Source organism: Bradyrhizobium sp. 157 (assembly GCF_023073815.1).
Classification (GTDB): Bacteria; Pseudomonadota; Alphaproteobacteria; order Rhizobiales; family Xanthobacteraceae; genus Bradyrhizobium.
Genome location: NZ_JADPKF010000073.1, coordinates 32,470 through 54,238, shown reverse-complemented (window position 1 = coordinate 54,238; position 21,769 = coordinate 32,470). Strand labels below are relative to the sequence as shown.

The window sequence follows — 21,769 nt, the reverse complement described above, 5'->3', positions numbered from 1 at the left end:
CGTGTTTGGCACAAGCTGGTCGTCGTCGGCGGGACGTATCGAGCAGGGCGTTTCAAAGGCACAATCGACTATGATGTTGACCGCATTAGGTTTGATGAGCGGCACCTCGCTCGACGGGGTGGATGTCGCTTTGATCGAAACCGACGGCCGCCGCGTCAATGCCCTGGGCCCATCAGGATACCGGCCCTATACCGATACGGAGCGCGGCCTCTTGCGCCAGGCGCTGTACGAGGCCGCTGAGCTGTCGGATCGCGCGGCGCGGCCCGGCTGCCTGCGCGAGGCCGAGCGGGTTGTCACAGCGGCGCATGCCGAGGCGGTCGCCGCCTTTACCGCACAACACCGGATGCGCTTCGACGATATCGACATTGTCGGCTTTCACGGCCAGACGGTGCTGCACCGGCCAGAGAAAAAGCTGACGGTCCAGATCGGCGACGCGCTGACGCTCGCTAAGACGATCCACATTCCGGTCATGTACGATTTCCGTGCGGCCGATGTCGAAGCCGGCGGGCAGGGCGCGCCGTTTGTGCCGGTCTATCACCGCGCGCTCGCCCAATCGCTGGATTGGGAGGGGCCGACCGTCGTGGTCAATATCGGCGGGGTCGCCAACATCACCTACATCGACGGCGACACGCTGATCGCCTGCGACACCGGTCCGGGCAACGCGCTGCTCGACGATTACATGTTCCGCCGCATGAACCAGCGCTTCGACACCGAAGGCCGCACCGCCGCGCTTGGCAAGGTGGACGCAGCCTGGATCAACCGCGCGCTGCAGATGCCGTTCTTTTCGCTGCCGCCGCCGAAATCGCTCGATCGCAACGATTTTGCGGGGCTGAAGCTCGGCGACATGCCGCCCGAGGATGGCGCGGCGACGCTGACCGCCTTTACGGTCGCTGCGATCGCCCGGGTGGTACCCTTGCTGCCGAAGGAACCGAAGAACTGGATCGTGGCTGGCGGCGGCGCCCGCAATCTGACCATGTTGCGGATGCTGCGTGAGTGTCTGGCGCCGGCGACCGTCCGGGCCGCGGACACCCTGGGCTGGGCCTCCGACGCCATCGAGGCGCAGGCATTTGGATTTTTGGCGGCGCGGGGCCTGAAAGGCCTGCCGCTGAGCTATCCCGCCACCACGGGGGTGCCGATCCCGATGACCGGGGGCATCATCGCGCGACCGTGACGCGGTTCAAGATATGTTGATGCAATTGCATCGACCTTGACGACTACATGCAGATGCATCTAACTTAGATGCAAATGCATGAAGCGGGGCCGAGCGGCCTCGCGTTGGAGGTCGTCATGGCGCAGAAGCTCACTTTGATCAGCCACAAGCTTTGCCCCTATGTGCAGCGTGCCGTGATCGCGCTGAACGAAAAGGGCGTTCCGTTCGAGCGGGTCGATATCGATCTCGCCAACAAGCCGGACTGGTTTTTGAAGATATCGCCGCTCGGCAAGGTGCCGGTGTTGGTCGTGACCAGCGCAGACGGCAAGGAGGTCGCGCTGTTCGAAAGCAACGTGATTTGCGAATACATCGAAGAAACCCAGGGCGGCGCCAAGCTGCATCCGCAGGATGCACTCCAGCGCGCGCAGCATCGGGCCTGGATGGAGTTCGGCTCCACCATTCTGAGCGAGCTCTGGGGCCTGGAGACGACGGGGGATCCTGCGGTGTTCGAAAGCAAGCGGCAGGCCGTCGCCGCAAAGTTTTCGCGCGTCGAGGAGGCGCTGGGGACGGGGCCGTTCTTTGCCGGTCAAAAATTCAGCCTGGTGGACGCGGTGTTTGCGCCGATCTTCCGATATTTCGACGTGTTCGATCAGTTGATCGACCTCTCGGTCTTTGCCGATACACCGAAGGTCCGCGCATGGCGGGAGGCGCTGGCGCAGCGGCCGAGTGTCCGCACGGCAGTGGGACCCGACTATCCGCAATTGCTGCACGCGTTCCTGGTGCGCCATAACGCGCATATGCTGAAGCTGGCGGCTTAGGTATCGCCGTGTTGCTGTAGCCCGGATGGAGCGCAGCGCAATCCGGGACTCGTCACCACTGGCAGCGGTCCCGGATTTCGCTGCGCTTCATCCGGGCTACGCATCTCAAATTGACGTCAGCGGACGTTGGCGAGCCGCATGTCGAGATAGCCGGTCACCGTTTCCATCAGCGGCTCGAGCTTGCCGTCGAAGAAGTGGTTGGCGCCGGGGATGATCTGCTGATCGATCACGATGCCTTTTTGCGTCTTCAACTTCTCGACCAGCGTATTGACGTCCTTCGGCGGCACCACCGCGTCCTTCTCGCCATGCACGATCAGGCCGGAAGACGGGCAGGGCGCGAGGAACGAGAAGTCGTATAGATTGGCGGGCGGCGCGATCGAAATAAAACCTTCGACCTCGGGCCGGCGCATCAGGAGCTGCATGCCGATCCAGGCGCCGAACGAAAAGCCCGCGACCCAGCAGGCGCGCGCTTCGGGATTGATGGTCTGCGCCCAGTCGAGCGCGGAGGCCGCGTCCGAGAGCTCGCCGGTGCCATGATCGAATGAGCCTTGGCTGCGGCCGACGCCGCGGAAATTGAAACGCAGCACCGAGAAGCCGCGATGCGCAAACGCGTAGTAGCACTGGTAGACGATCTGGTGATTCATCGTGCCGTGAAACTGCGGATGCGGATGCAGGATCATGGCGATCGGCGCGTTCTTCTGCTTGGCCGGATGATAACGGCCTTCGAGACGGCCCGCGGGGCCGGTGAAAATTACTTCAGGCATTGATGATCCCTAAGCAACGGACGTGATCCGGCGGAAGAATGTGATCATGCGCCGTTGGGCGATGCGCGAACGGCGCTCCCGTGAACTGGTTGCGGCCTTCTAGCATGAGGCGAGGGGCAAAAAGCAAGCATCTTGAACATCTCGAAGGCGGTTCAATGCGTTAGCCTACGATTGTAGGAGACGGCGCGATCCCCAATTGCCATAAGGCATCTCGCGATGGCGCATGGCCTAAGCTCGCGCTGGCCCGCCCGCGGACATAGGTAATATTATACAGCAATGCCTGACCGGATCTATCTCGACTGGAATGCGACGACGCCGCTTCGCCCAGAGGCGAGGCAGGCGATGACGGCTGCCTGGGAGCTGGCCGGCAATCCGTCCTCAGTGCATGCTGAAGGGCGTCTGGCGCGCCGGCTTGTCGAGGACGCACGGGCCGCTATCGCGGCGGCCGTCGGCGCCCGTCCCCAGGATGTCGTCTTTGCTTCCGGAGGCACCGAAGCCAATGCAATGGCGCTGGCACCGGGATTGCGCCGGGCCACAGGTCGGCCAGTGCAGCGGCTGGTGGTCTCAGCCATCGAGCATACGTCGGTGCTGTCGGGAGGGCGGTTTCCTGCGGATATGATCGCGGCGATTAAGGTCTCCGGTGCCGGCTTGGTGGACCTCGCCCATCTGCGTGCGTTGCTTGCCGATGGGCCGCCAGCGCTGGTTTCGGTGATGCTGGCCAACAACGAGACCGGCGCCATTCAACCAATCGGGGAAGTCGCTGACATCGTGCATGAAGCGGGCGGGCTCCTGCATGTCGATGCGATTCAGGCATTCGGAAAAATACCTTTCGATATCAGCTCAATAGGGGCCGATCTGATCACGCTGTCTGCGCACAAGATCGGTGGTCCCAAGGGCGTTGGTGCGCTGGTTCTGGCCGAGGAGGTGCAGGGGCTGGAGCCGCTGCTTCGCGGCGGCGGCCAGGAGCTGGGCCGCCGGGCAGGAACCGAGAATGTCGCTGGTATTGCGGCCTTCGGCGCAGCGGCCAAGGCGGCCATGGCCGAGCTGCCGGCTAATGCTGTCCGGCAGCAGGGCTTGCGTGAGCGCCTTGAGAAGGGGTTGAGCCAAACGCCTGAAATAATTGTATTTTCAGAGGATGCGCCGCGCCTGCCCAATACCACGTTGTTTACCGTTCCCGGGCTCCGGGCCGAAACGGCCGTAATTGGCTTCGATCTCGGCGGTATTGCGGTATCGTCAGGTTCCGCCTGTTCCTCTGGCAAGGTGCAGCCGTCCCACGTTCTGGCCGCCATGGGGTTCAATAGGGAACTGGCGCAGGGAGCGGTGCGGCTCAGTCTGGGCTGGTCTACCACAGAGACAGATATTGATTTGGCCCTTCAGGCTTGGCGAAAGCTCGCCGATGCCTTACTTAGAGGGCGACGAAACACGGCTTGAACCGTTCTAAGCGCGTTTCGTCGGAAGACCTCGAATTCGACTTTTACGATTGTTCCACCGCGGTCCTTGAAACCGCGAGCGGAGGATGGAATGCCAGCCGTACAAGAGACGGTCGAGCGGGTACGCCGCATCGACGTCGACCAATACCGATATGGTTTTGAGACGCTGATCGAGTCCGACAAGGCCCCCAAGGGTCTCTCGGAAGACACCGTCCGCTTTATTTCCGCGAAGAAGAACGAGCCGGCCTGGATGCTGGAATGGCGTCTGGAGGCCTATCGCCGCTGGCTGACCATGACCGAGCCGACCTGGGCGCGGGTCAACTATCCCAAGATCGACTATCAGGAGCTCTATTACTATTCGGCGCCGAAACCGAAGAAGCAGATCGGCTCGCTTGACGAGATCGATCCGGAAATCTTGAAGACATACGAGAAGCTCGGCATCCCCCTCCGCGAAGTCGAGGTGCTTGAAGGCGTGGTGAAGCCGGAAGGCGAGCGCAGAATCGCGGTCGATGCTGTGTTCGACTCGGTTTCGGTCGCGACCACCTTCCAGAAGGAGCTGAAGGCCGCCGGCGTGATCTTCATGCCGATCTCGGAGGCGATCCGCGAACACCCCGAACTGGTGAAGCAGTATCTCGGATCGGTCGTGCCGACCTCGGACAACTATTTCGCGACGCTGAATTCGGCGGTGTTCTCCGACGGCTCGTTCGTCTACGTGCCGCCGGGCGTGCGCTGCCCGATGGAATTGTCGACGTACTTCCGTATCAACGAGCGCAACACCGGCCAGTTCGAGCGCACGCTGATCATCGCCGACAAGGGATCGTACGTCAGCTATCTCGAAGGCTGTACCGCACCGCAGCGCGACGAGAACCAGCTCCATGCGGCGGTCGTTGAGCTCGTCGCTCTCGACGACGCCGAGATCAAGTATTCGACGGTGCAGAACTGGTACCCCGGCAACTCGGAAGGCGTCGGCGGCATCTACAATTTCGTCACCAAGCGTGGCGACTGCCGCGGCAATCACTCGAAGATTTCCTGGACCCAGGTCGAGACCGGTTCGGCGATCACCTGGAAATATCCGAGCTGTATCCTGCGCGGCGACAATTCGCGCGGCGAGTTTTATTCGATCGCGATCTCGAACGGTCATCAGCAGGTCGATAGCGGCACCAAGATGATCCATCTTGGCAAGAATACGTCGAGCCGTATCATCTCCAAGGGCATCGCGGCCGGCGTCTCGCAGAACACCTATCGCGGTCTTGTCACTGCCCATCGCAAGGCGACGGGCGCACGCAACTATACCGCCTGCGACTCGCTTCTGATCGGCGGCAAATGCGGCGCGCACACCGTTCCTTACGTCGAGGCGAAGAACTCGTCGGCGACCTTCGAGCACGAAGCGACGACGTCAAAGATCTCCGAGGACGTGCTGTTCTATTGCACCCAGCGCGGCCTCAGCCAGGAAGAAGCCGTCGGCCTCGTGGTCAATGGCTTCGTAAAGGACGTGCTGCAGCAACTGCCGATGGAGTTTGCGGTTGAGGCGCAGAAGCTGATCTCGATCTCGCTGGAGGGCAGCGTCGGATGATCGCAACTGACATCAGCGAGATGCGCACGCTGTTGCCGATCTTGAACGAGATCGATGAAACCAGTTTGTCGCGGCTCGACAGCTCAGAGTGGTTCCGGCCAAGCGCCGCGCAGGCACGCCGCCTTGAGGCCGCCGCCGACAGGATGGGTGTTTATCTGATGGCCTATCGGGCGAACTGCCGCGCGGCTGTCGGCGACGGACTTTGCAATTTGATCGCAGCGGCGGAACTCGATGCGGTCAAGCTTGACGAGATCGCAAGTCTGGAAAGCGCGTGCCCGGACGCCGCGATTGTCGCCTATGAGCGCCCGATCCGGCAGCGCCACTAAACGAATTTCCACAAGGGAAAGTTATGCCATTACTCGAAGTGAAAGACCTGAAGGTTCGTGTCGAGGATAACGAAATTCTCCACGGGCTAACGCTGACCGTGAACCCGGGCGAAGTCCACGCGATCATGGGGCCGAACGGCTCCGGCAAATCCACGCTCTCGCATGTCATCGCTGGCAAGCCGGGTTACGAAGTCACCGACGGTCAAATCCTGTTCCGGGGCGAGGACCTCCTGGAGATGGAGCCGGACGAACGCGCCGCCAAGGGCGTGTTCCTGGCGTTCCAGTACCCGGTCGAAATTCCCGGTGTCACCACCTGGAACTTCCTGCACACGGCGTTGAATGCCCAGCGCAAGGCGCGCGGCGAAAGCCAGCTTTCGTCTCCGGAGTTTCTCAAGAAGGTTCGTGCGGTCGCCAAGTCGCTGAACATCCCGCAGGACATGCTCAAGCGTGGCGTCAATGTCGGCTTCTCCGGCGGCGAGAAGAAGCGCAACGAGATTCTGCAGATGGCGCTGTTCGAGCCGGCCGTCTGCATCCTCGATGAGATGGATTCCGGCCTCGACATCGACGCGCTCAGGATCGCAGCCGACGGCGTCAACGCGCTGCGTTCGCCCGATCGCGCCATGGTGGTCATCACCCACTACCAGCGGCTGCTGAACTACATCATACCTGACTTCGTGCACGTCATGTCGAAGGGCCGGGTCGTCAAAAGCGGTGGCAAGGATCTGGCGCTGGAGCTCGAGGCTTCCGGCTATGCCCAGTTCGAAGAAGCGGCCTGACCGCGGACGGATTTGTGATGAATGTGGTTCTGGCAAAAAACGAAACCGGGCGCGCGCTGAGCGAGAGCTTTGCGGTGGTGCGCGATCGGCTGCCGGGCGGTGGCAAGATCGCCGAGGCGCGGAATACCGCCTTCGAGGCCTATGACCGTGTGGGTCTGCCGCACCGCCGGCTCGAGGACTGGAAATACACCGATTTGCGGGCGCTGATACGCGAGGTGCTGCCGCTGGCGACCGCACCGGACGCGGCCACACTGAAGCAGGCTGCTGCCGCCGTGAAGCTGCAGGCGATCAAGGGCGCCCGTCGGCTGGTGCTGGTGGACGGCGTGTTCGCGCCGAAGCTCTCCGAACTGGAGGGGCTGGAGAAGGGCGTTACCGTCCGCAACCTGCACGACGTGCTGGAGACCGGCGATGCCGCGCTGCAGACGCAACTATTCACGCCCGACAATGCCAATCCGATGGTCGCGCTCAACAGCGCCATGATGACTGATGGCGTGGTGATCGAGATCGCCAACGGCGTCGTGCTGAAGCAGCCGCTACAGGTCATTCATGTCGCGAGCGGTGCCACGCCGGCTGCGATGTTCACCCGTTCGCTGCTGCGTCTCGGCAAGGATGCCGGCGCGACGCTGGTCGAAAGCTACATCGCGGCCGACGGCGCGAAGGCCTATCAGGCCCATGACTCCCTGATCGTCGCAATCGGCGACAATTCGCGGCTTGACCATGTTCGACTGGTCGAGGATGGGCGTGACGCGGTCAACATTTCGTCCGCCGTGGTGACGCTGGGCGCGCATACGCATTTCAATACCTTTGGCATGACCTCCGGCGCGGCCGTCAGCCGCTATCAGGCGACCATCGCCTTTGCCGGCGAGGGTTCCCGGGTCGAGACCAACGGCGTCAACCTGCTCAATGGCCGCCAGCACGCCGACACCACGCTGTTCTTGGACCACGCGGTGCCGAACTGTGCCAGCAGAGAAGTCTTTCGTGCCGTCGTCGACGGCCGCGGCCATTCGGTGTTCCAGGGCCGCATCATCGTCCGTCCGGACGCGCAGAAGACCGACGCCAAGATGATGACGCGGGCGCTGCTGCTGTCCGACGAGGCCGAGGCCGACAACAAGCCGGAGCTCGAGATCTTCGCTGATGACGTCACCTGTGGCCATGGTGCGACCACCGGCGCTCTGGACGAGAACCTGCTGTTCTATCTGCGTGCCCGCGGCCTTTCCGAGAAGGAGGCCCAGGCGCTGCTGATCCAGGCATTCGTGGGCGAGGCCATCGAATCGATTGCCAACGACGATCTGCGCGAACTCGCAATCGCCGCCGCGCAGCGTTGGCTGGAGGCGCGGGCATGACCCAGCATCCGGCGGTCAAGAATGGCGCCTATGACGTCGCCCGCGTGCGCGAGGACTTTCCCGCGCTGGCGATGAAGGTCTATGGCAAGCCGCTGGTCTATCTCGACAACGCGGCCTCGGCGCAAAAGCCGAATGCAGTGCTCGACCGCATGACGGAAGCCTACAAGAGCGAGTACGCCAACGTACACCGCGGCTTGCACTATCTCGCCAATGCCGCGACCGAGGCTTACGAGGGTGCCCGTGCCAAGGTCGCGAAATTCATCAATGCGGCGCGTAATGAAGAAATCATCTTCACCCGCAATGTGACCGAGGCCATCAACCTCGTGGCATCGTCCTGGGGCGAGCCCAACATCAAGCAGGGCGACGAGATCGTGCTCTCGATCATGGAGCACCACTCCAACATCGTGCCCTGGCACTTTCTGCGCGAGCGCCATGGCGCAGTGATCAAATGGGCGCCGGTCGACGACGACGGCAATTTCCTGATCGAGGAATTCGAGAAGCTGCTGACGCCGCGCACCAAGCTTGTCGCCATCACCCAGATGTCGAACGCGCTTGGCACCTTCGTCCCAGTCAAGGAGGTCGTGAAGCTCGCCCATGACCGCGGCATCCCGGTGCTGGTCGACGGCGCGCAAGGTGCGGTCCATCTGCCGATCGACGTGCAGGACCTCGATTGCGATTTCTATGCCTTCACCGGCCACAAGATCTATGGTCCGACCGGGATTGGCGCGCTCTATGCCAAGCATCAGCACCTAGTGGCAATGCGGCCCTATAATGGCGGCGGCGAGATGATCCGCGAGGTGGCAAAGGACTGGGTCACCTACGGCGATCCGCCGCACAAGTTCGAAGCCGGGACGCCACCGATCGTCGAGGCGATCGGGTTGGGCGCTGCGATCGACTACGTCGAGTCGATCGGCAAGGACCGCATCGCCACCCATGAACACGATCTTCTCACCTACGCCCAAGAGCGTCTGCGCGAAATCAATTCGCTGCGCCTGATCGGCACCGCGCGTGGCAAGGGGCCGGTGATCTCCTTCGAGATGAAGGGGGCACACGCCCACGACGTCGCAACCGTAATTGACCGGCAGGGAATCGCGGTGCGCGCCGGCACCCATTGCGTGATGCCGCTTTTAGAGCGGTTCAATGTCACAGCCACCTGCCGGGCCTCGTTTGGAATGTATAATACCCGGGAAGAAGTCGACCATCTGGCACAGGCGCTGATCAAGGCGCGGGATTTGTTCGCATGAGTGATACGGCCGAAGTCAAAACCGCCAACATGGAAACCAACTCGGCGCTGCCGCCGGAGGAGACGGAGCGGCTGGGCACCGAAATCGTCGCGGCGCTGAAGACGGTGTTCGACCCGGAGATTCCGGCCGACATCTACGAACTCGGACTGATCTATAAGGTCGACCTGAAGGACGACCGGAGCGTCGATGTGACGATGACGCTGACCACCCCGAATTGTCCGGCGGCCGGCGAACTGCCGACGATGGTGGAGAACGCGATTGCCAGCGTGCCCGGCGTCGGTGTCGTGAATGTCAATCTGGTGTGGGATCCGGCCTGGACGCCGGATCGGATGTCCGACGAGGCGCGCCTCGTCCTCAACATGTGGTGAAGGGATCCGTTGCCGCAGCTATCCGGCGTCATCGAGACCGCACTGTACGTCGATGATCTCGACCGCGCCCGCGCGTTCTACCAGGAGGTGCTGGGTCTGGAAGCGCTGACGGCGGATTCGCGGTTCGTTGCTTTCGATGTAGGCGGCCGAAGCGTGCTGCTGCTGTTTCGCCGCGGCTCGGCGCCCGAGACGATCCAACTCCCCGGCGGCACCATTCCGCCGCATGATGGCAGCGGCCCCATTCATATGGCCTTTGCCATCCCGGCGGCTGAGCTGCCGGTGTGGGAAGAGGCACTCGGCGAGCACAATGTCGCGATCGAAGGCAGGACGGACTGGCCGCGCGGCGGCAAGAGCATCTACTTCCGCGACCCGGACAACCATTTGCTGGAACTGGCGACGCCGGGAATTTGGAAGATTTACTAGACTAGCGGGCGTACGGAGCGTTTCGAGGGGTTCTGATCGAGTTCATGACGAGAGACCTTCACAGTGGGAATTTCGTTGTTATTTTAATGGCATGATAGTTCGTCGCCACGCTGCGACGCCGGAGATCGACTGCAATGGATACCACCGTCCAGTCCAAGCCGAAGCCGCGGCCGCGCCCGCAGGTGATGAAGCTGACCGAGGCCGCCGCCGCGCGGATCACGGAGCTGACCAAGCGGGCCGATTCCGAGATCGTCGGCTTGCGTGTCGGCATCAAAAACGGCGGCTGCGCCGGGCAATCCTATACGGTGGAATACGCCCACGAGATCCGCCCGACCGACGAAGTGGTCGAGGACAAGGGCGTCAAGATCCTGGTCGATCCCAAGGCGGTCCTGTTCCTGCTCGGCACCGAGATGGACTACAAGGCCGACAAGCTCCAGGCCCAGTTCATCTTCAACAACCCTAACCAGGTTTCCGCCTGTGGCTGCGGCGAGTCGGTGCAACTGACGCCCGCGAAGGTTTGATCTCCTTTCTTGCCGGCTCAGTAGCTGGCCCGGGCAACGTGCGTATTCTCGCCTGAACGTCGCGCAGCAGTGCGACCAGCGCATCGTCCACAGGCGTGTCTCCCTCCGGCGCGAGCAACGTCATCCCCCAGCGCGCCAGCAGCGCCTCCTGCACGGGGTTAGGCGAGGGCATAAACACGAACGAACGTGGGCGATCCTCTTTTCGGCCGGACTTCTCCCAGATCTCCCAGATCCGATGCAGCAGCAGGCGGATGTTCGGGTCCGACATGCTGTAGCCGATGAACAGGATCGTCCGTCCAAGCGCGTCGGCGCGGAATTTGATGTCGAGCGGTGAATCGAACGACAGGCGATTGAAAAAGTCGGTCTCCGTCAGGACGAGCGAATCATCGTCGTCGAAGTCGCCGTGAAACTTGATGATCTGGGTGACGCCTTCCGGCGCGTCGGCGATCTCCTTGGCGTTGGTGATCTTCGCGTACGGTCTGTGGTGAACCTCGAACGCGGTTTCGAGGTTACGGTCGTAGTTGGTGGTGTAGATGGCCGGGAAGTCGAGCTCGACGATCAGCCGATGCAGCTCCGAAGTGGCCACGCGGTCGCAGGCGACTTTCCAGGTTCGGTCCATCCAACTGCGCAGCGGGCCCATGCTGCCCTGCTTCAGGCGGTAATATTCGGCAAGCATCTGGTAGCTCTCGCGCATGTCGTCCATCGTGCTGCGATCGAGCTCCAGCTCATCGAGCAGATGATCGATCAGCGTCTGCCATGAGGGCAGCCCGACCGACATCGAGACGCCGGCGCCGACGAACAGGATGGCATGCCGCTCCTTGATCGCGCGTGCCAGGACATCGCGGGGGGCCAACCGCACCTCTGCACCGCTCTTCGAGTACTTCATGCTCATTCAATTGGCTCTGTTGTGTTCCGTTCCAATTAGTTCTGCTATCACTGGCCCGGAACTGCTCCGTCCGCCGCTGCAGGATTTGCATGGACCGCGATTTCCTGATCGACCTGTTTGCCGATTTCGGCCCGGTCACCATCCGCCGGATGTTTTCCGGCTACGGTATCTCCGCCGATGGCACCAATTTCGCGCTGGCGCTGCGCGCCGGCCTCTATTTCCGCGCCGATGAACAGACCATTCCGCAATTCGAAGCGGAAGGCTCGGCGCCGTTTCAGTATCAGACGCGGGCCAAGACAGTCACAGTGAATTCGTATTGGCAATTGCCGGCGCGCCTGTTCGACGACTCCGAGGAACTGGCCGAATGGGCGAGAGCTGCACTGGCAGCGGCCCAGCGCGCGGCCTTGCGCAAGCGGCCGAAGGCACGCAAGGCGGTGAAGGTGTCCGGGAAGGCTGCGGGCAAGCGGCCTGCGAAGCGGAAGGCCACGGGCGCAAGGAAGGCGCCGCGAAAATAGTTGTGGTCAGGTGACTTGACGTTAGGCGACCTGGCTGCGGGTCTCGGCGGCGTATTCGGGGTCGACTTCGCAGACCACGCGGTTGCGGCCATTGCGCTTGGCAGCGTACAGGCAGACATCAGCGCGCTCGATCAGCGAATCCGTGTCGTCGTCTGGCTTCAGCATGGAGACGCCGGCGGAGATGGTGACGCGGCCGAGAATTTCGCCGGTCGATTTCTTCTTCAATTCCTTGGCCATGACGGCGCGGCGGATGTGGTCAGCGACCGTCAGCGCCTGACGCAGCCCGGTATTCGGCAGCACCACCGCGAATTCCTCGCCGCCATAGCGGGCAGTGATGTCCTGACCCTTGATAGTTTGCTTCAGCGACATCGCCACCAGCCGCAGCACCTGATCGCCGGTGAGGTGGCCGTAGGAATCGTTGAACGACTTGAAATGGTCGATGTCGAACATCATCAGCGACAGCGGTTCGCCGCTTGCCAGCGCCGTCCGCACCGCCATCTCGATCGAGCGGTCGAAATATTTGCGATTACCCAAGCCGGTCAGGGGATCGGTCAAGCTCTCGGCACGGATCGCTTCGAGGCTGTGCTGCAGATTGCTGATCTCGGTCTTAGACAGCGCGAGCCGGTTCTCCAGCGCCTTGTTGATCTCGCGCATCTCGCGCGTCGATTTCACCAGGCCGTCGACGATCGCCTTGATCTGATCGCGGTTTTTGGCGCTCCTAAGCTTTTCGTTCGCGCCGCTCAGCTTGGCCTCATAGCTCTCCGACATGCCGAGCGCCTCGGTGATGAGGGTCATCACGTCGTCGATCTCGCCGATCACACGCGCGCCGACCTTGTCGATGCGGTCGGAAGCCTTGATGTGGGAGAGATAGGTTTCGTAGATCTGTTCGAGATCGGACTCGCTCAGCGTGCCGTTGCGCGCCAATGTCTCGTTGATGATCTTGTTGAGGGGAGCATTGTATCCGGTCGCGTAGACGTACCAGATTTCATAGTTGCGTGGGACGGCGGTCTGCCTGAGGGATTTGATCTGGCCCAACGCGACTTCGGCAAACGCCATCGTGCGTTCGTGCTCGTCCAGCAGCTTGACCACTGATCCGTCCCCAATAGCGAGCAGCGCCGGTCGTTGCCGTGCAGCAATGATTAAATTATCGCCGCAAGTTAACGGAGGAGGATGAACGGCCGGTAAACAGTTCCGGCCGTTGGGATCGACGCTTATCAGACGCGGGCGCGAACGGGCCGCAACAGGAATGCAGGAAGGTGCGAGTGATCGGCGGGCTCCGATTCGACGTCGCGGTGGGCGCGCCGCGGTTCGGGTCGCCCGATCGAGGGTACGCGCGAAGGCTGCGCAGGGGCGGGCGGCGAGAAGGCGGCGGCCTCCGGCTGCGGAGCGGCACTGCGGCCTGCGCCTTTGGCATGCCGTGGTTCACGATCGGCGCTCTTGTCGCTGCGCTTGTCCGTGCCTCTGGCCTGTCGCGGCTCGCGTTCGCCACGCGGTTCGCGATCGCGCCGTGGCTTGCGGCCGCCGCGCGAACCTTCCCGGGAGCCGTCGCGTGAACGATATTCGCGCGGCTGATCGCCTTCCTCGGACGAGTCCGAGTGCACGGTGTAATCGCCTTCAGCGAGAGGAATGGTTTGCCCGATCAGCCGTTCGATCGCGGCGATTGATTTATTGTCGAGCGAGGTGACGATCGAAATCGCGGTGCCGGCGCGTCCGGCGCGGCCGGTCCGGCCGATGCGATGCACATAGTCGTCGGCATGATGCGGCACGTCGAAATTGAAGACGTGGCTGACGGCGGGAATGTCGAGACCACGGGCGGCGACGTCGGAGGCCACCAGCAGCGGAATCTCGCCCTTGCGGAATTGATCGAGCGCCGCGGTGCGCGCCGACTGGTCCATGTCGCCATGCAAGGCACCGACGCTGAAGCCGTGCTTCTGCAGCGATTTGTAAACGACGGCCACCTCGCGCTTGCGATTGCAGAAGATGATCGCGTTGTTGAGATCCTTGGCGTCGCGCAACAGGCGGCGGAGGATTTCGCGCTTCTGGTGCGGCTCACGACCGCAGCCGACCTGGAATTGCGAGACACCCGTCGCTGTCGTCGCCGGCTTCGATACTTCGATGCGCTCGGGATTGTGCAGGAAGGTTTCGCTGATGCGGCTGATTTCCGGCGGCATCGTCGCGGTGAAGAACAGGGTCTGTCGCGTGAACGGCACCAGCTTGCAGATGCGTTCGATATCGGGGATGAAGCCCATGTCCAGCATGCGGTCGGCTTCGTCGATGACCAGGAGTTCGACGCCGGTGAGCAGGAGCCCGCCGCGCTCGGTGTGGTCGAGCAGTCGGCCGGGAGTTGCGATCAGGACGTCGACGCCACGGGTCAGCTTGGAATCCTGGTCGCCGAACGAGACGCCGCCGATCAAAAGCGCGACGTTGAGTTTCTGTCCGGCGCCGTACTTGTCGAAATTCTCTTTCACCTGTGCCGCAAGTTCGCGGGTCGGTTCGAGGATCAGGGTGCGGGGCATTCGTGCCCGGGCGCGGCCCTTTTCCAGAAGCGTGAGCATAGGCAGGACGAAGGCGGCAGTCTTGCCGGTGCCGGTCTGGGCGATGCCGAGGACGTCGCGGCGGGCCAGAACGGGAGGGATCGCCTGTTCCTGGATGGGAGTGGGGGTGGTGTAACCGCTGGCCGCAACTGCGGCGAGGACCTTATCGGAAAGACCGAGATGGGAAAAAGACATTGAGCCTCTAGTCGACACCGCCGTTCGGAATCGAGGGTAAAAAGGCTGTCGCGTTTTGCCCCGAAACGGCGCGCTTTGAAAAGCTGGGGGCTCTGACTTACGCAGACGAGCGGCTAACCTAGGGAATCGCGTTTCGATCCAAGGCCGCGTTGAGCGCGAACATAGGGTCGAAATGGCCAAAGTCAATCTGGGAACAGCAATATGGTCGAAAAAGCTTAATGTTTTCGCACAAATAAGGGCGAAAACCGTCATTTGGCCGTCAAATCGAGCCGCGGGATTCGCAATAGATCGACACCGTTGAACCGTGGGCAATGACGTGCCGACTATGGCATGAAGCGGTTTGCACGGCCCAAACAGGACGATTCGTGCGTGTGGGGAATTCGATGACCTCCTGGCTTTCCAGACTCCTGGCCGCGACGGCCATTGTAGCGAGTTGCATCACATCCACCGCGCCCGCCCATGCGGAAAAACGTGTCGCGCTCGTGGTCGGCAACAACGACTACCGGAACGTGCCCAAGCTGCAGAAGGCGGTCAACGACGCCCGCACCATGGGCGATACGCTCAAGCAGCTCGGCTTCACGGTGATGGTGGCGGAAAACCAGAACCGGCAGGCGTTCAGCCAGACACTGCTCGCGTTCGACAAGGCGGTCGACGCCGGCGATACGGCGTTCTTCTTCTATGCCGGACACGGTTTTGAAATCGCGGGCCAGAATTTCCTGCTGCCGACCGACGTGCCGGCGGCGACCGAAGGGCAGGAAGAGCTGGTCCGCGACGCCTCGATCCTCGCCGACCGCATCATCGAGCGGATGCAGAATCGGAAGGTGCGCACCGCCATCCTGGTGTTCGATGCCTGCCGCAACAATCCGTTCGAGCGCGCCGGTACGCGTGCGGTTGCCGGCGCCGGCGGTCTCGCGCCGATGACGCAATTGCCGGAAGGCGTGTTCTCGATCTTCTCGGCGGGGCCACGGCAGACGGCGCTCGATCGGCTTTCCAATGATGACGCCAATCCGAACTCGGTGTTCACGCGAACCTTCGCCAAGGAGATCACGCAACCCGGCGCGAACCTCGTTCAGGTCGCGCAGCGCACGCGGCGGGCGGTCAGCGAATTGGCGGAGACCGTTCGTCACAAGCAGATCCCGGTTTACTTCGACCAGATGGTCGACGACGTGTTCCTGAACGGCATGGTCCAGGGCCAGCCCGACGCTGCGAAGCCCGCCGAGCCGTTGCAAAAACTTGCAGCCTTGCCGCCGGTCCAGCGGCTGCAGCCGCAGAACGATTCCATGAACGCGCCGATCGCAATGTTCTCGCGCCACAATGGCGGCTGGACCGTGGTGTTCTCGATCGCCGACCCGACGCTCGGCATTTCCTGGCGGATCGGCGATAGCGGCGATTTCCGCGAGACCGGCTTCATGGATACGCTCGACCCGCGGACTCGAAAGCGGATGCCCAACCCGTCGGTCGAGCTGCCGGCCGATGCGCCGGCGGCCATCATCCAGGTGCGCTATGTCGACACCAATGGCGAATTACAGGGGCCGTTCCCGATCCGGTTCGATCCCGAGGCTGCGCTGATCCGCGACCAGCGGAAGATTCTCGACATGACCGCGACGAGCTGGCTGTCGTTTCGCGAGTACAACGGGCTTCTGGTCTACTACACGCACCTGATGTCGTACCGCTGCGCAATCCGCGAAGTGCGCGTCGGCATCGACAGTGCGGTGCCCGACAAGGTGCTGAAAATGCCGCCTTGCAACACTCGCGATCCCAGCGTCATTCCGCACGACGCGCAGCCCTATTTGAAGCTCGCGCCGGCGACCAAATCGGTCTCCGTGGAATTGACCTATCGCGACGGCAGCGTGTCGGAGATCAAGAGTTTTAGGCGCTGACGGCCGCATCAGGGCCTCATGGTTCAAGACGCGCGAAGACGCGCTCCCCACCATGAGGGTCTGAGACGTCACCGAAGCCTAGCTGTCATGCCCCGCGAAGGCGGGGCATCCAGTACGCCGCGGCTTAGCGGTTCAATCACTGCTGCCTCTGGAATACTGGGTCGCCCGGTCGAGCCGGGCGATGACAGGTGAATGCGTGTCGGCGTTCTCGCGGCGCATTGCGCCTGTTCAGCAAATTGGATTTTCTGCGGAGCGGTTTTCGCACCGCATTTGGCTTTGCCGGTCCGGAACAACGTGATTGACTTGCCTCGCCGACAAATCGGCGACAGGAGCGAGCGATGAAAGTACGTTGCTGCATCGTCGGCGGCGGACCGGCCGGAATGATGCTCGGATATCTGCTGGGCCGCGCCGGCATCGATGTCGTGGTGCTGGAGAAGCACGCCGACTTCTTTCGTGATTTTCGCGGCGACACCGTGCATCCCTCGACGCTTCAGGTGATGGACGAGCTCGGGCTGACCAATGGCTTCCTGAAACTGCCGCACCAGCGCTTGCAGAAGATGCAAGGCATGTTCGGCGGGGAAGCGGTGCGGATCGCCGATCTGAGCAGGCTTGACGTCAAATATCCTTTCATCGCCTTCATGCCGCAGTGGGATTTTCTCAACTTCCTTCGCGAAAGTGGGAAGCGGTTCGCCTCGCTCAAGGTGATGATGTCGACGGAAGCGATCGATCTCATTCGAGACGGTGAGCGCGTCACCGGCGTGAAGGCGAAGACTCCGGATGGCATTATCGACATCGAGGCCGACCTGACCGTTGCCTGTGACGGACGCCATTCGCTGGTGCGCGAACGCGCTGGCCTTGAGGTCGAGGAAATCGGCGCGCCGATGGACGTCTTGTGGTTTCGCGCCGGCAAGCGGGAAGGTGAAGGCGAAAACCTGTTTGCGCGGGTCGATCCCGGCAAGATGATGGTGACCTTCGACCGCGGCGACTATTGGCAATGCGCGTTCGTGATTCCCAAAGGACAATACGACGCGGTGAAGGCGAGGGGGCTGCCCGCACTGCTCGACGATATCGCGCGCATGGCGCCGGTCCTGAAACCGGGACTTTCCGAGGTGAAGAGCTGGGACGACGTCAAGCTATTGACGGTTGCGGTCAACCGGCTGAAGCGCTGGACGCGGCCGGGGCTATTGTGCATCGGCGACGCCGCGCATGCGATGTCGCCGATCGGCGGCGTCGGCGTCAACCTCGCGGTTCAGGATGCCGTTGCGACGGCGAATCTGCTGGCCTCGAAGCTGGTGAGCGGCTGCCCGTCGGAAGATGAACTCGACGCGGTGCGCCGGCGGCGCGCGTTTCCGGTGCGGATGACGCAGCGGATGCAGGTCGTCGTGCAGAACAACATCGTGAACGCTGCGCTGAAGCCGGGCAACCAGCCGCTGAAGGCTCCGCTTGTCATGCGCCTCGTTACCGCCATCCCTTGGCTGCAGGGCGTCACAGCGCGATTTGTAGGGCTCGGCGTGCGCCCCGAGCATGTGCAGTCGCCGGTCCGCGGCTAACCGGCATCGCGTGCCACGCTGACGAACTCACCGGCGTGCAGGCAACAAAAAGCCCCGGACGATGCCGGGGCTTTAAGCTGTCGAGGTTAGCGAAGATCAGTACCTCGCGACAACCGGGGCGGGGGCGCCGAACTTGTAGGCGATGCCGACGCGAACGTCGTTGATTGTCACCCGGTTTCCGACTTCCGCGCTGTTCGTGAGGGGAGAAACAAAGCTGGCGCGACCGAGGTCGGTGTAACGATATTCGACGCGGGCCAGCCAGTTGTCGACGAAGGCGTATTCGATGCCAGCACCCGCCGTCCAGCCATCATGCGAGCTGACGCTGGCCGTGACAAACGGAGGCGTACCGATGAACGCATAGGAGGTGTCCCAGCTACCCCAGGCGTAGCCAGCCGTGCCGAAGACCATCCAGCGGTCGAATGCAAGACCCAGCCGGCCGCGGACCGAGCCGTAATCGTTGACCGTGGTGCTGATGGCATAGGTGGGGATGCCACCCAAAAGGAAATTGCCGCTATCGTTCAGATCCGAAGCTTGCCAGTCGGCTTCAACGCCGAGCACGACGTTGCTGATCTGATAGTTGAAGCCAACAAATCCGCCGCCGATCACGCCGGACGGATCAAGGCTGTAGGGCACTGGAAACAAGCCAGCCGCGTTGGTCAAGGTGCCAGTCGAGCGGCCCCAACCGTAACCGACGTCGGCGCCGATGTAGAAGCCAGTCCAGCTGTAAACGGCGGCGATCGGCGCGGGAGCCTTGGTGTAAGGCCGGGCTGCCAGATCGGCGGCCGAGGCGCTGACCGTGCCGATGGCCAGAGCGGCGGCGGCCAGAACGATTTTCTTCATGATTATTTCCCCAATTAAACAGGTGACGCGAGCGGTTGATTCTGATCACGACATTAATGTCGAACTGCCACAAAAGCTGTCACCTACACGCCACAGTGGCAAACCTTCGAACACTTCCGGACCAAGACATTGCCGGTCGGTTGCCGCTTTTCGGTTCTTGAAAGCGTCTTCGGGTCGAAGCCGTTTGCGCGGCAACGTTAAGAGGGGCCTAACAGGAGCCGGCTAACCCATGACGGAATAGCCGCCATCGACCGGGATAGCCGTGCCGGTGACGAAATCCGACGCGGGCGAGGCGAGGAATACGGCAATCCCTGCAAAGTCATCGATCGCGCCCCAGCGCGCCGCTGGCGTGCGCGCCAGCACCCGCTCGTGCAGGCCGCCGATCTCCTGGCGGGCGCGTTTGGTGAGATCAGTGTCGATCCAGCCCGGCAGCACGGCGTTGGCCTGGATGTTGTCGGCTGCCCAGGCACAGGCGCAGGAGCGGGTGAACTGCACGATGCCGCCCTTGCTCGCGGCATAGGCCGGCGTGAAGCTGGCGCCGAAGATCGACATCATCGAGCCGATATTGATGATCTTGCCGCCGCCGGCCGCCTTCATGGCGGGATAGACCGCCTGCGAGCACAGGAAGGCGCTGGTGAGGTTGGTCTGGATCACGCTATTCCACTCGGCGATATCAAGCGCATGCGGCGGCTTGCGGATGTTGATGCCGGCATTGTTGACGAGGATATCGATGCGGCCGAGTTCGCGGACGACGCGCTCGGTCATGGCGGCGACTGCTGCCTTGTCGGTGACATCAGCCGCAACCGCAATCGCCTTGGCGCCGCCTTGCGTAAGCTCAGCGACCGCGTCGGCCGACTTCGCTTCGTTGCGGCCCACCACGGCGATCGCCGCGCCGGCCTCTGCGAGGCCCCGGGCCATGCCGAGCCCGATGCCGCCATTGCCGCCGGTGACGATGGCTACCTTGCCGGTAAGATCGAAGAGTGTTGCTGCCATTGTGTTTCCTTCTTTGTCATGCCCGGGCTTGCCGCCTTCGCTAAAGCTTCGGCGGCCGGGTGAACTCGTGGCCCGGCGAAGCCTTGGCGGAGACGGGTCCCGGGCATCCACGCCTTCTTTGCCGCCGATTTTTAAAGCCGTGGATGGCCGGGACAAGCCCAGCCATGACGAGCGAGAAACCCACGCCTAGCGGTTGCCTAGCCAGATTAGGATCAGGCCGACGGCGCCGAGCACCGCACCATATCCCGCCCATTGCAGCTGGTTGATCATGAAGCTCGATGATGGCCAGCGAATCGTGCCCGTGCCCTGACCGATCCACAACAGGCCGATGGCAAGCGCCAGAAAGCCGATGATCGAAAGCGATCGGGCCATGGATTTCCTCCTGCTGCCTTTTCGACCTCTGGGACGCCGCGCGGATCTATAACAATCCCGACAGGAAACCGTTGCCGGTGGCAGCCGTAGCTTCCGAGTCGGATATACAGCCAGCCGGCTTCGCGAGGCCGGAAGTCGCGGCGTCGCCATCTCAAGGGTCATCATGAACCGCCGGACGGTCATTCTCACGCTCACGCTGGCGATCGCCGCCGCCATCACTCGTGACCGGTCGGTGGGTGCGGCACCCCGCAGACGCAAAAAAGCCCCGGGCGATGCCGGGGCTTTTGAGCTGCTGAATTAATTTGGCAGAGATCAGTACTTGGCCTGGATCGGAGCGCCGCCCCAGTTGAAGCGGTAGACCAGCGAGGTGCTGATGGTCTGCACCCAGGGCTTGAAGGTGACGGCCGTACCCGTCGGGCCTACGAAGGGAGCGGCTCCCGGACCAAGCGTCTCCGGCAGCGTAGCGCGGTCGTAGAATGCCGAGCGGTACTCGGTCTTCATGAACCAGCCGGGCGCAGCGATTCCGAAAATGTCCAAGTTGTTCTCGACACCACCGCCGATGAACCAGCCGTTGCGCTGGAAGGAGTCCGTGGTGGCAAACGCCGGACCGCCGCCAGGCGCCAGGGTGGAGAGGCTCGAGCCCGACCATTCCGAACCGGAATAACCGCCGTTAACGTAGGAGAGCACGTTCGGCGCGACGAGGTAGCCTAATCTCACGCCGGCTGCATAGCTGGTGCGAAGCTTTTCGCGGCCTTCGATGAAGAAGAACGGATCGCTCAGCGAGCCACGGATATCGCCGAACTGTCCGTCACCGAAGATACCAGCCACCCAGCGGCCGCCGAACTGCCAGTCATAACCGATACCCACCGTTCCAAACCAACCGCTGCCGCCCAAGCGTTGATCGCGGGTCAGGGCAGTTCCGGCGGGTCCAAAGGCGCCAAACGGTCCGGCAACGCCAGTGCTCACGACGTTGCTGTCGGCTGCCCACAATCCGCCACCTGCACCACCAAAGATGTAGAAGCCGGTCCAGTTGTATGCAGCAGCGACCGGAGCCGGAGCCTTGGCATAGGGACGGGCGCCGAGGTCAGCGGCAACGGCCGATCCAGTCATCGCCGCCACTGCGGTCAGAGCGAGCAGTACCTTTTTCATTTTCTAGTCCCTTACCGTAGATGCGCCACCGCCCTGACGGGTGCGCGAGCGCCGATTCCCAAAATCCAGTAACGTGACTATACGCAGTTCCCGCCAAAATGCTGTTGCGGGGGAAGCAC

At 62.5% G+C, this 21,769-nt stretch carries 23 protein-coding genes; 15 read left to right on the top strand and 8 right to left on the bottom strand.

Annotated features, from left to right (window positions below; genetic code table 11):
* Positions 1-70: 70 nt before the first annotated feature.
* Together IVA95_RS16050 and IVA95_RS16045 are read left to right on the top strand one after the other, a co-directional pair.
* On the top strand, positions 71-1,171 hold the full coding sequence (locus IVA95_RS16050; RefSeq protein ID WP_247511724.1) for an anhydro-N-acetylmuramic acid kinase: 1,101 nt from the start codon (positions 71-73) through the stop codon (positions 1,169-1,171).
* 116 nt (positions 1,172-1,287) lie between these two features.
* Positions 1,288-1,968 carry a glutathione S-transferase family protein gene (locus tag IVA95_RS16045; protein ID WP_247511341.1) on the top strand — a complete coding sequence of 227 codons (681 nt, stop codon included), beginning with the start codon at positions 1,288-1,290 and terminating at the stop codon, positions 1,966-1,968.
* A gap of 116 nt (positions 1,969-2,084) precedes the next feature.
* Here the strand turns inward: IVA95_RS16045 and IVA95_RS16040 are convergent, their stop codons facing one another.
* Positions 2,085-2,732 carry an alpha/beta hydrolase gene (locus IVA95_RS16040; RefSeq protein ID WP_025589847.1) on the bottom strand — a complete coding sequence of 216 codons (648 nt, stop codon included), beginning with the start codon at positions 2,730-2,732 and terminating at the stop codon, positions 2,085-2,087.
* Between the two features lie 276 nt (positions 2,733-3,008).
* On the opposite strand from IVA95_RS16040, the gene IVA95_RS16035 reads away from it, so the two are divergent.
* The 9 genes from IVA95_RS16035 to IVA95_RS15995 all read left to right on the top strand — a co-directional run bounded on the left by IVA95_RS16035 (position 3,009) and on the right by IVA95_RS15995 (position 10,736).
* Positions 3,009-4,163: a cysteine desulfurase family protein gene (locus IVA95_RS16035; protein WP_247511340.1), complete on the top strand. Its 1,155-nt coding sequence runs from the start codon at positions 3,009-3,011 to the stop codon at positions 4,161-4,163.
* A gap of 90 nt (positions 4,164-4,253) precedes the next feature.
* Positions 4,254-5,735, top strand: coding sequence for a Fe-S cluster assembly protein SufB (gene sufB, locus IVA95_RS16030; RefSeq protein WP_247511339.1), 1,482 nt, complete (start codon positions 4,254-4,256; stop codon positions 5,733-5,735).
* Positions 5,732-6,061 (top strand): hypothetical protein, encoded by a 330-nt coding sequence (locus IVA95_RS16025; RefSeq protein ID WP_247511338.1) that lies wholly within the window; start codon positions 5,732-5,734, stop codon positions 6,059-6,061. Before sufB ends, IVA95_RS16025 begins: the two co-directional genes overlap by 4 nt.
* Positions 6,062-6,084: 23 nt before the next feature.
* Entirely contained in the window at positions 6,085-6,837 is a 753-nt protein-coding gene (gene sufC / locus IVA95_RS16020) for a Fe-S cluster assembly ATPase SufC (RefSeq protein WP_247511337.1), read from the top strand.
* Between the two features lie 17 nt (positions 6,838-6,854).
* The gene (gene sufD / locus IVA95_RS16015) at positions 6,855-8,180 is read left to right on the top strand and encodes a Fe-S cluster assembly protein SufD (RefSeq protein ID WP_247511336.1); all 1,326 of its coding nucleotides are present in this window, start codon (positions 6,855-6,857) and stop codon (positions 8,178-8,180) included.
* Positions 8,177-9,424, top strand: a complete 1,248-nt coding sequence (locus IVA95_RS16010; RefSeq protein WP_247511335.1) for a cysteine desulfurase — start codon at positions 8,177-8,179, stop codon at positions 9,422-9,424. The genes sufD and IVA95_RS16010 overlap by 4 nt, the downstream gene beginning before the upstream one ends.
* The gene (locus tag IVA95_RS16005; RefSeq protein ID WP_028346267.1) at positions 9,421-9,792 is read left to right on the top strand and encodes an SUF system Fe-S cluster assembly protein; all 372 of its coding nucleotides are present in this window, start codon (positions 9,421-9,423) and stop codon (positions 9,790-9,792) included. Before IVA95_RS16010 ends, IVA95_RS16005 begins: the two co-directional genes overlap by 4 nt.
* Before the next feature lie 9 nt (positions 9,793-9,801).
* Entirely contained in the window at positions 9,802-10,215 is a 414-nt protein-coding gene (locus IVA95_RS16000) for a VOC family protein (protein ID WP_247511334.1), read from the top strand.
* A gap of 134 nt (positions 10,216-10,349) precedes the next feature.
* Positions 10,350-10,736 (top strand): iron-sulfur cluster assembly accessory protein, encoded by a 387-nt coding sequence (locus IVA95_RS15995; RefSeq protein WP_171710914.1) that lies wholly within the window; start codon positions 10,350-10,352, stop codon positions 10,734-10,736.
* Here the strand turns inward: IVA95_RS15995 and IVA95_RS15990 are convergent.
* Complete coding sequence (locus IVA95_RS15990; protein WP_247511723.1) at positions 10,675-11,622, bottom strand: SIR2 family protein; 948 nt, start codon at positions 11,620-11,622, stop codon at positions 10,675-10,677. The two genes, IVA95_RS15995 and IVA95_RS15990, sit on opposite strands and share 62 nt — an antisense overlap.
* Positions 11,623-11,711: 89 nt before the next feature.
* Between IVA95_RS15990 and IVA95_RS15985 the strand changes: the two genes are divergently transcribed.
* The gene (locus IVA95_RS15985; RefSeq protein WP_247511333.1) at positions 11,712-12,137 is read left to right on the top strand and encodes a TfoX/Sxy family protein; all 426 of its coding nucleotides are present in this window, start codon (positions 11,712-11,714) and stop codon (positions 12,135-12,137) included.
* Between the two features lie 21 nt (positions 12,138-12,158).
* On the opposite strand, the gene IVA95_RS15980 is transcribed toward IVA95_RS15985, so the two are convergent.
* Together IVA95_RS15980 and IVA95_RS15975 are read right to left on the bottom strand one after the other, a co-directional pair.
* On the bottom strand, positions 12,159-13,226 hold the full coding sequence (locus IVA95_RS15980; protein ID WP_247511331.1) for a GGDEF domain-containing protein: 1,068 nt from the start codon (positions 13,224-13,226) through the stop codon (positions 12,159-12,161).
* Positions 13,227-13,351: 125 nt separating this feature from the next.
* Positions 13,352-14,866, bottom strand: a complete 1,515-nt coding sequence (locus tag IVA95_RS15975) for a DEAD/DEAH box helicase (protein WP_247511329.1) — start codon at positions 14,864-14,866, stop codon at positions 13,352-13,354.
* A 383-nt stretch (positions 14,867-15,249) separates the two neighbouring features.
* Between IVA95_RS15975 and IVA95_RS15970 the strand changes: the two genes are divergently transcribed.
* Both IVA95_RS15970 and IVA95_RS15965 read left to right on the top strand, forming a co-directional pair.
* Positions 15,250-16,746, top strand: a complete 1,497-nt coding sequence (locus IVA95_RS15970) for a caspase family protein (RefSeq protein WP_247511328.1) — start codon at positions 15,250-15,252, stop codon at positions 16,744-16,746.
* Between the two features lie 338 nt (positions 16,747-17,084).
* Complete coding sequence (locus IVA95_RS15965) at positions 17,085-18,296, top strand: FAD-dependent oxidoreductase (protein ID WP_247511327.1); 1,212 nt, start codon at positions 17,085-17,087, stop codon at positions 18,294-18,296.
* Positions 18,297-18,392: 96 nt separating this feature from the next.
* Here the strand turns inward: IVA95_RS15965 and IVA95_RS15960 are convergent, their stop codons facing one another.
* From IVA95_RS15960 to IVA95_RS15950, 3 genes are all read right to left on the bottom strand, one after another.
* A complete protein-coding gene (locus IVA95_RS15960) occupies positions 18,393-19,136 on the bottom strand; it encodes an outer membrane protein (protein ID WP_247511326.1) in 744 nt (247 codons plus the stop codon).
* A gap of 222 nt (positions 19,137-19,358) precedes the next feature.
* Positions 19,359-20,129, bottom strand: coding sequence for a glucose 1-dehydrogenase (locus IVA95_RS15955; RefSeq protein WP_247511325.1), 771 nt, complete (start codon positions 20,127-20,129; stop codon positions 19,359-19,361).
* Between the two features lie 186 nt (positions 20,130-20,315).
* Positions 20,316-20,501 carry a hypothetical protein gene (locus IVA95_RS15950; RefSeq protein WP_247511324.1) on the bottom strand — a complete coding sequence of 62 codons (186 nt, stop codon included), beginning with the start codon at positions 20,499-20,501 and terminating at the stop codon, positions 20,316-20,318.
* Between the two features lie 163 nt (positions 20,502-20,664).
* On the opposite strand from IVA95_RS15950, the gene IVA95_RS15945 reads away from it, so the two are divergent.
* The gene (locus IVA95_RS15945) at positions 20,665-20,802 is read left to right on the top strand and encodes a hypothetical protein (RefSeq protein ID WP_247511323.1); all 138 of its coding nucleotides are present in this window, start codon (positions 20,665-20,667) and stop codon (positions 20,800-20,802) included.
* 11 nt (positions 20,803-20,813) lie between these two features.
* Here the strand turns inward: IVA95_RS15945 and IVA95_RS15940 are convergent, their stop codons facing one another.
* Positions 20,814-21,650, bottom strand: a complete 837-nt coding sequence (locus IVA95_RS15940) for a porin family protein (RefSeq protein WP_247511322.1) — start codon at positions 21,648-21,650, stop codon at positions 20,814-20,816.
* Positions 21,651-21,769 lie beyond the last annotated feature (119 nt).

Excerpts from the sequence above, each read along its gene's own strand:
- IVA95_RS15965 (WP_247511327.1), top strand. The coding sequence starts at position 17,085 with ATGAAAGTACGTTGCTGCATCGTCGGCGGCGGACCGGCCGGAATGATG.
- IVA95_RS16045 (WP_247511341.1), top strand. The coding sequence starts at position 1,288 with ATGGCGCAGAAGCTCACTTTGATCAGCCACAAGCTTTGCCCCTATGTG.
- IVA95_RS15990 (WP_247511723.1), bottom strand. The coding sequence starts at position 11,622 with ATGAAGTACTCGAAGAGCGGTGCAGAGGTGCGGTTGGCCCCCCGCGAT.
- IVA95_RS15955 (WP_247511325.1), bottom strand. The coding sequence starts at position 20,129 with ATGGCAGCAACACTCTTCGATCTTACCGGCAAGGTAGCCATCGTCACC.
- IVA95_RS16010 (WP_247511335.1), top strand. The coding sequence starts at position 8,177 with ATGACCCAGCATCCGGCGGTCAAGAATGGCGCCTATGACGTCGCCCGC.
- IVA95_RS15960 (WP_247511326.1), bottom strand. The coding sequence starts at position 19,136 with ATGAAGAAAATCGTTCTGGCCGCCGCCGCTCTGGCCATCGGCACGGTC.
- IVA95_RS15975 (WP_247511329.1), bottom strand. The coding sequence starts at position 14,866 with ATGTCTTTTTCCCATCTCGGTCTTTCCGATAAGGTCCTCGCCGCAGTT.
- IVA95_RS16035 (WP_247511340.1), top strand. The coding sequence starts at position 3,009 with ATGCCTGACCGGATCTATCTCGACTGGAATGCGACGACGCCGCTTCGC.
- IVA95_RS16025 (WP_247511338.1), top strand. The coding sequence starts at position 5,732 with ATGATCGCAACTGACATCAGCGAGATGCGCACGCTGTTGCCGATCTTG.
- IVA95_RS15995 (WP_171710914.1), top strand. The coding sequence starts at position 10,350 with ATGGATACCACCGTCCAGTCCAAGCCGAAGCCGCGGCCGCGCCCGCAG.
- IVA95_RS15945 (WP_247511323.1), top strand. The coding sequence starts at position 20,665 with ATGAACCGCCGGACGGTCATTCTCACGCTCACGCTGGCGATCGCCGCC.
- sufB (WP_247511339.1), top strand. The coding sequence starts at position 4,254 with ATGCCAGCCGTACAAGAGACGGTCGAGCGGGTACGCCGCATCGACGTC.
- IVA95_RS15940 (WP_247511322.1), bottom strand. The coding sequence starts at position 21,650 with ATGAAAAAGGTACTGCTCGCTCTGACCGCAGTGGCGGCGATGACTGGA.
- IVA95_RS16005 (WP_028346267.1), top strand. The coding sequence starts at position 9,421 with ATGAGTGATACGGCCGAAGTCAAAACCGCCAACATGGAAACCAACTCG.
- sufD (WP_247511336.1), top strand. The coding sequence starts at position 6,855 with ATGAATGTGGTTCTGGCAAAAAACGAAACCGGGCGCGCGCTGAGCGAG.
- IVA95_RS16050 (WP_247511724.1), top strand. The coding sequence starts at position 71 with ATGATGTTGACCGCATTAGGTTTGATGAGCGGCACCTCGCTCGACGGG.
- IVA95_RS15950 (WP_247511324.1), bottom strand. The coding sequence starts at position 20,501 with ATGGCCCGATCGCTTTCGATCATCGGCTTTCTGGCGCTTGCCATCGGC.
- sufC (WP_247511337.1), top strand. The coding sequence starts at position 6,085 with ATGCCATTACTCGAAGTGAAAGACCTGAAGGTTCGTGTCGAGGATAAC.
- IVA95_RS16040 (WP_025589847.1), bottom strand. The coding sequence starts at position 2,732 with ATGCCTGAAGTAATTTTCACCGGCCCCGCGGGCCGTCTCGAAGGCCGT.
- IVA95_RS15970 (WP_247511328.1), top strand. The coding sequence starts at position 15,250 with ATGACCTCCTGGCTTTCCAGACTCCTGGCCGCGACGGCCATTGTAGCG.
- IVA95_RS15985 (WP_247511333.1), top strand. The coding sequence starts at position 11,712 with ATGGACCGCGATTTCCTGATCGACCTGTTTGCCGATTTCGGCCCGGTC.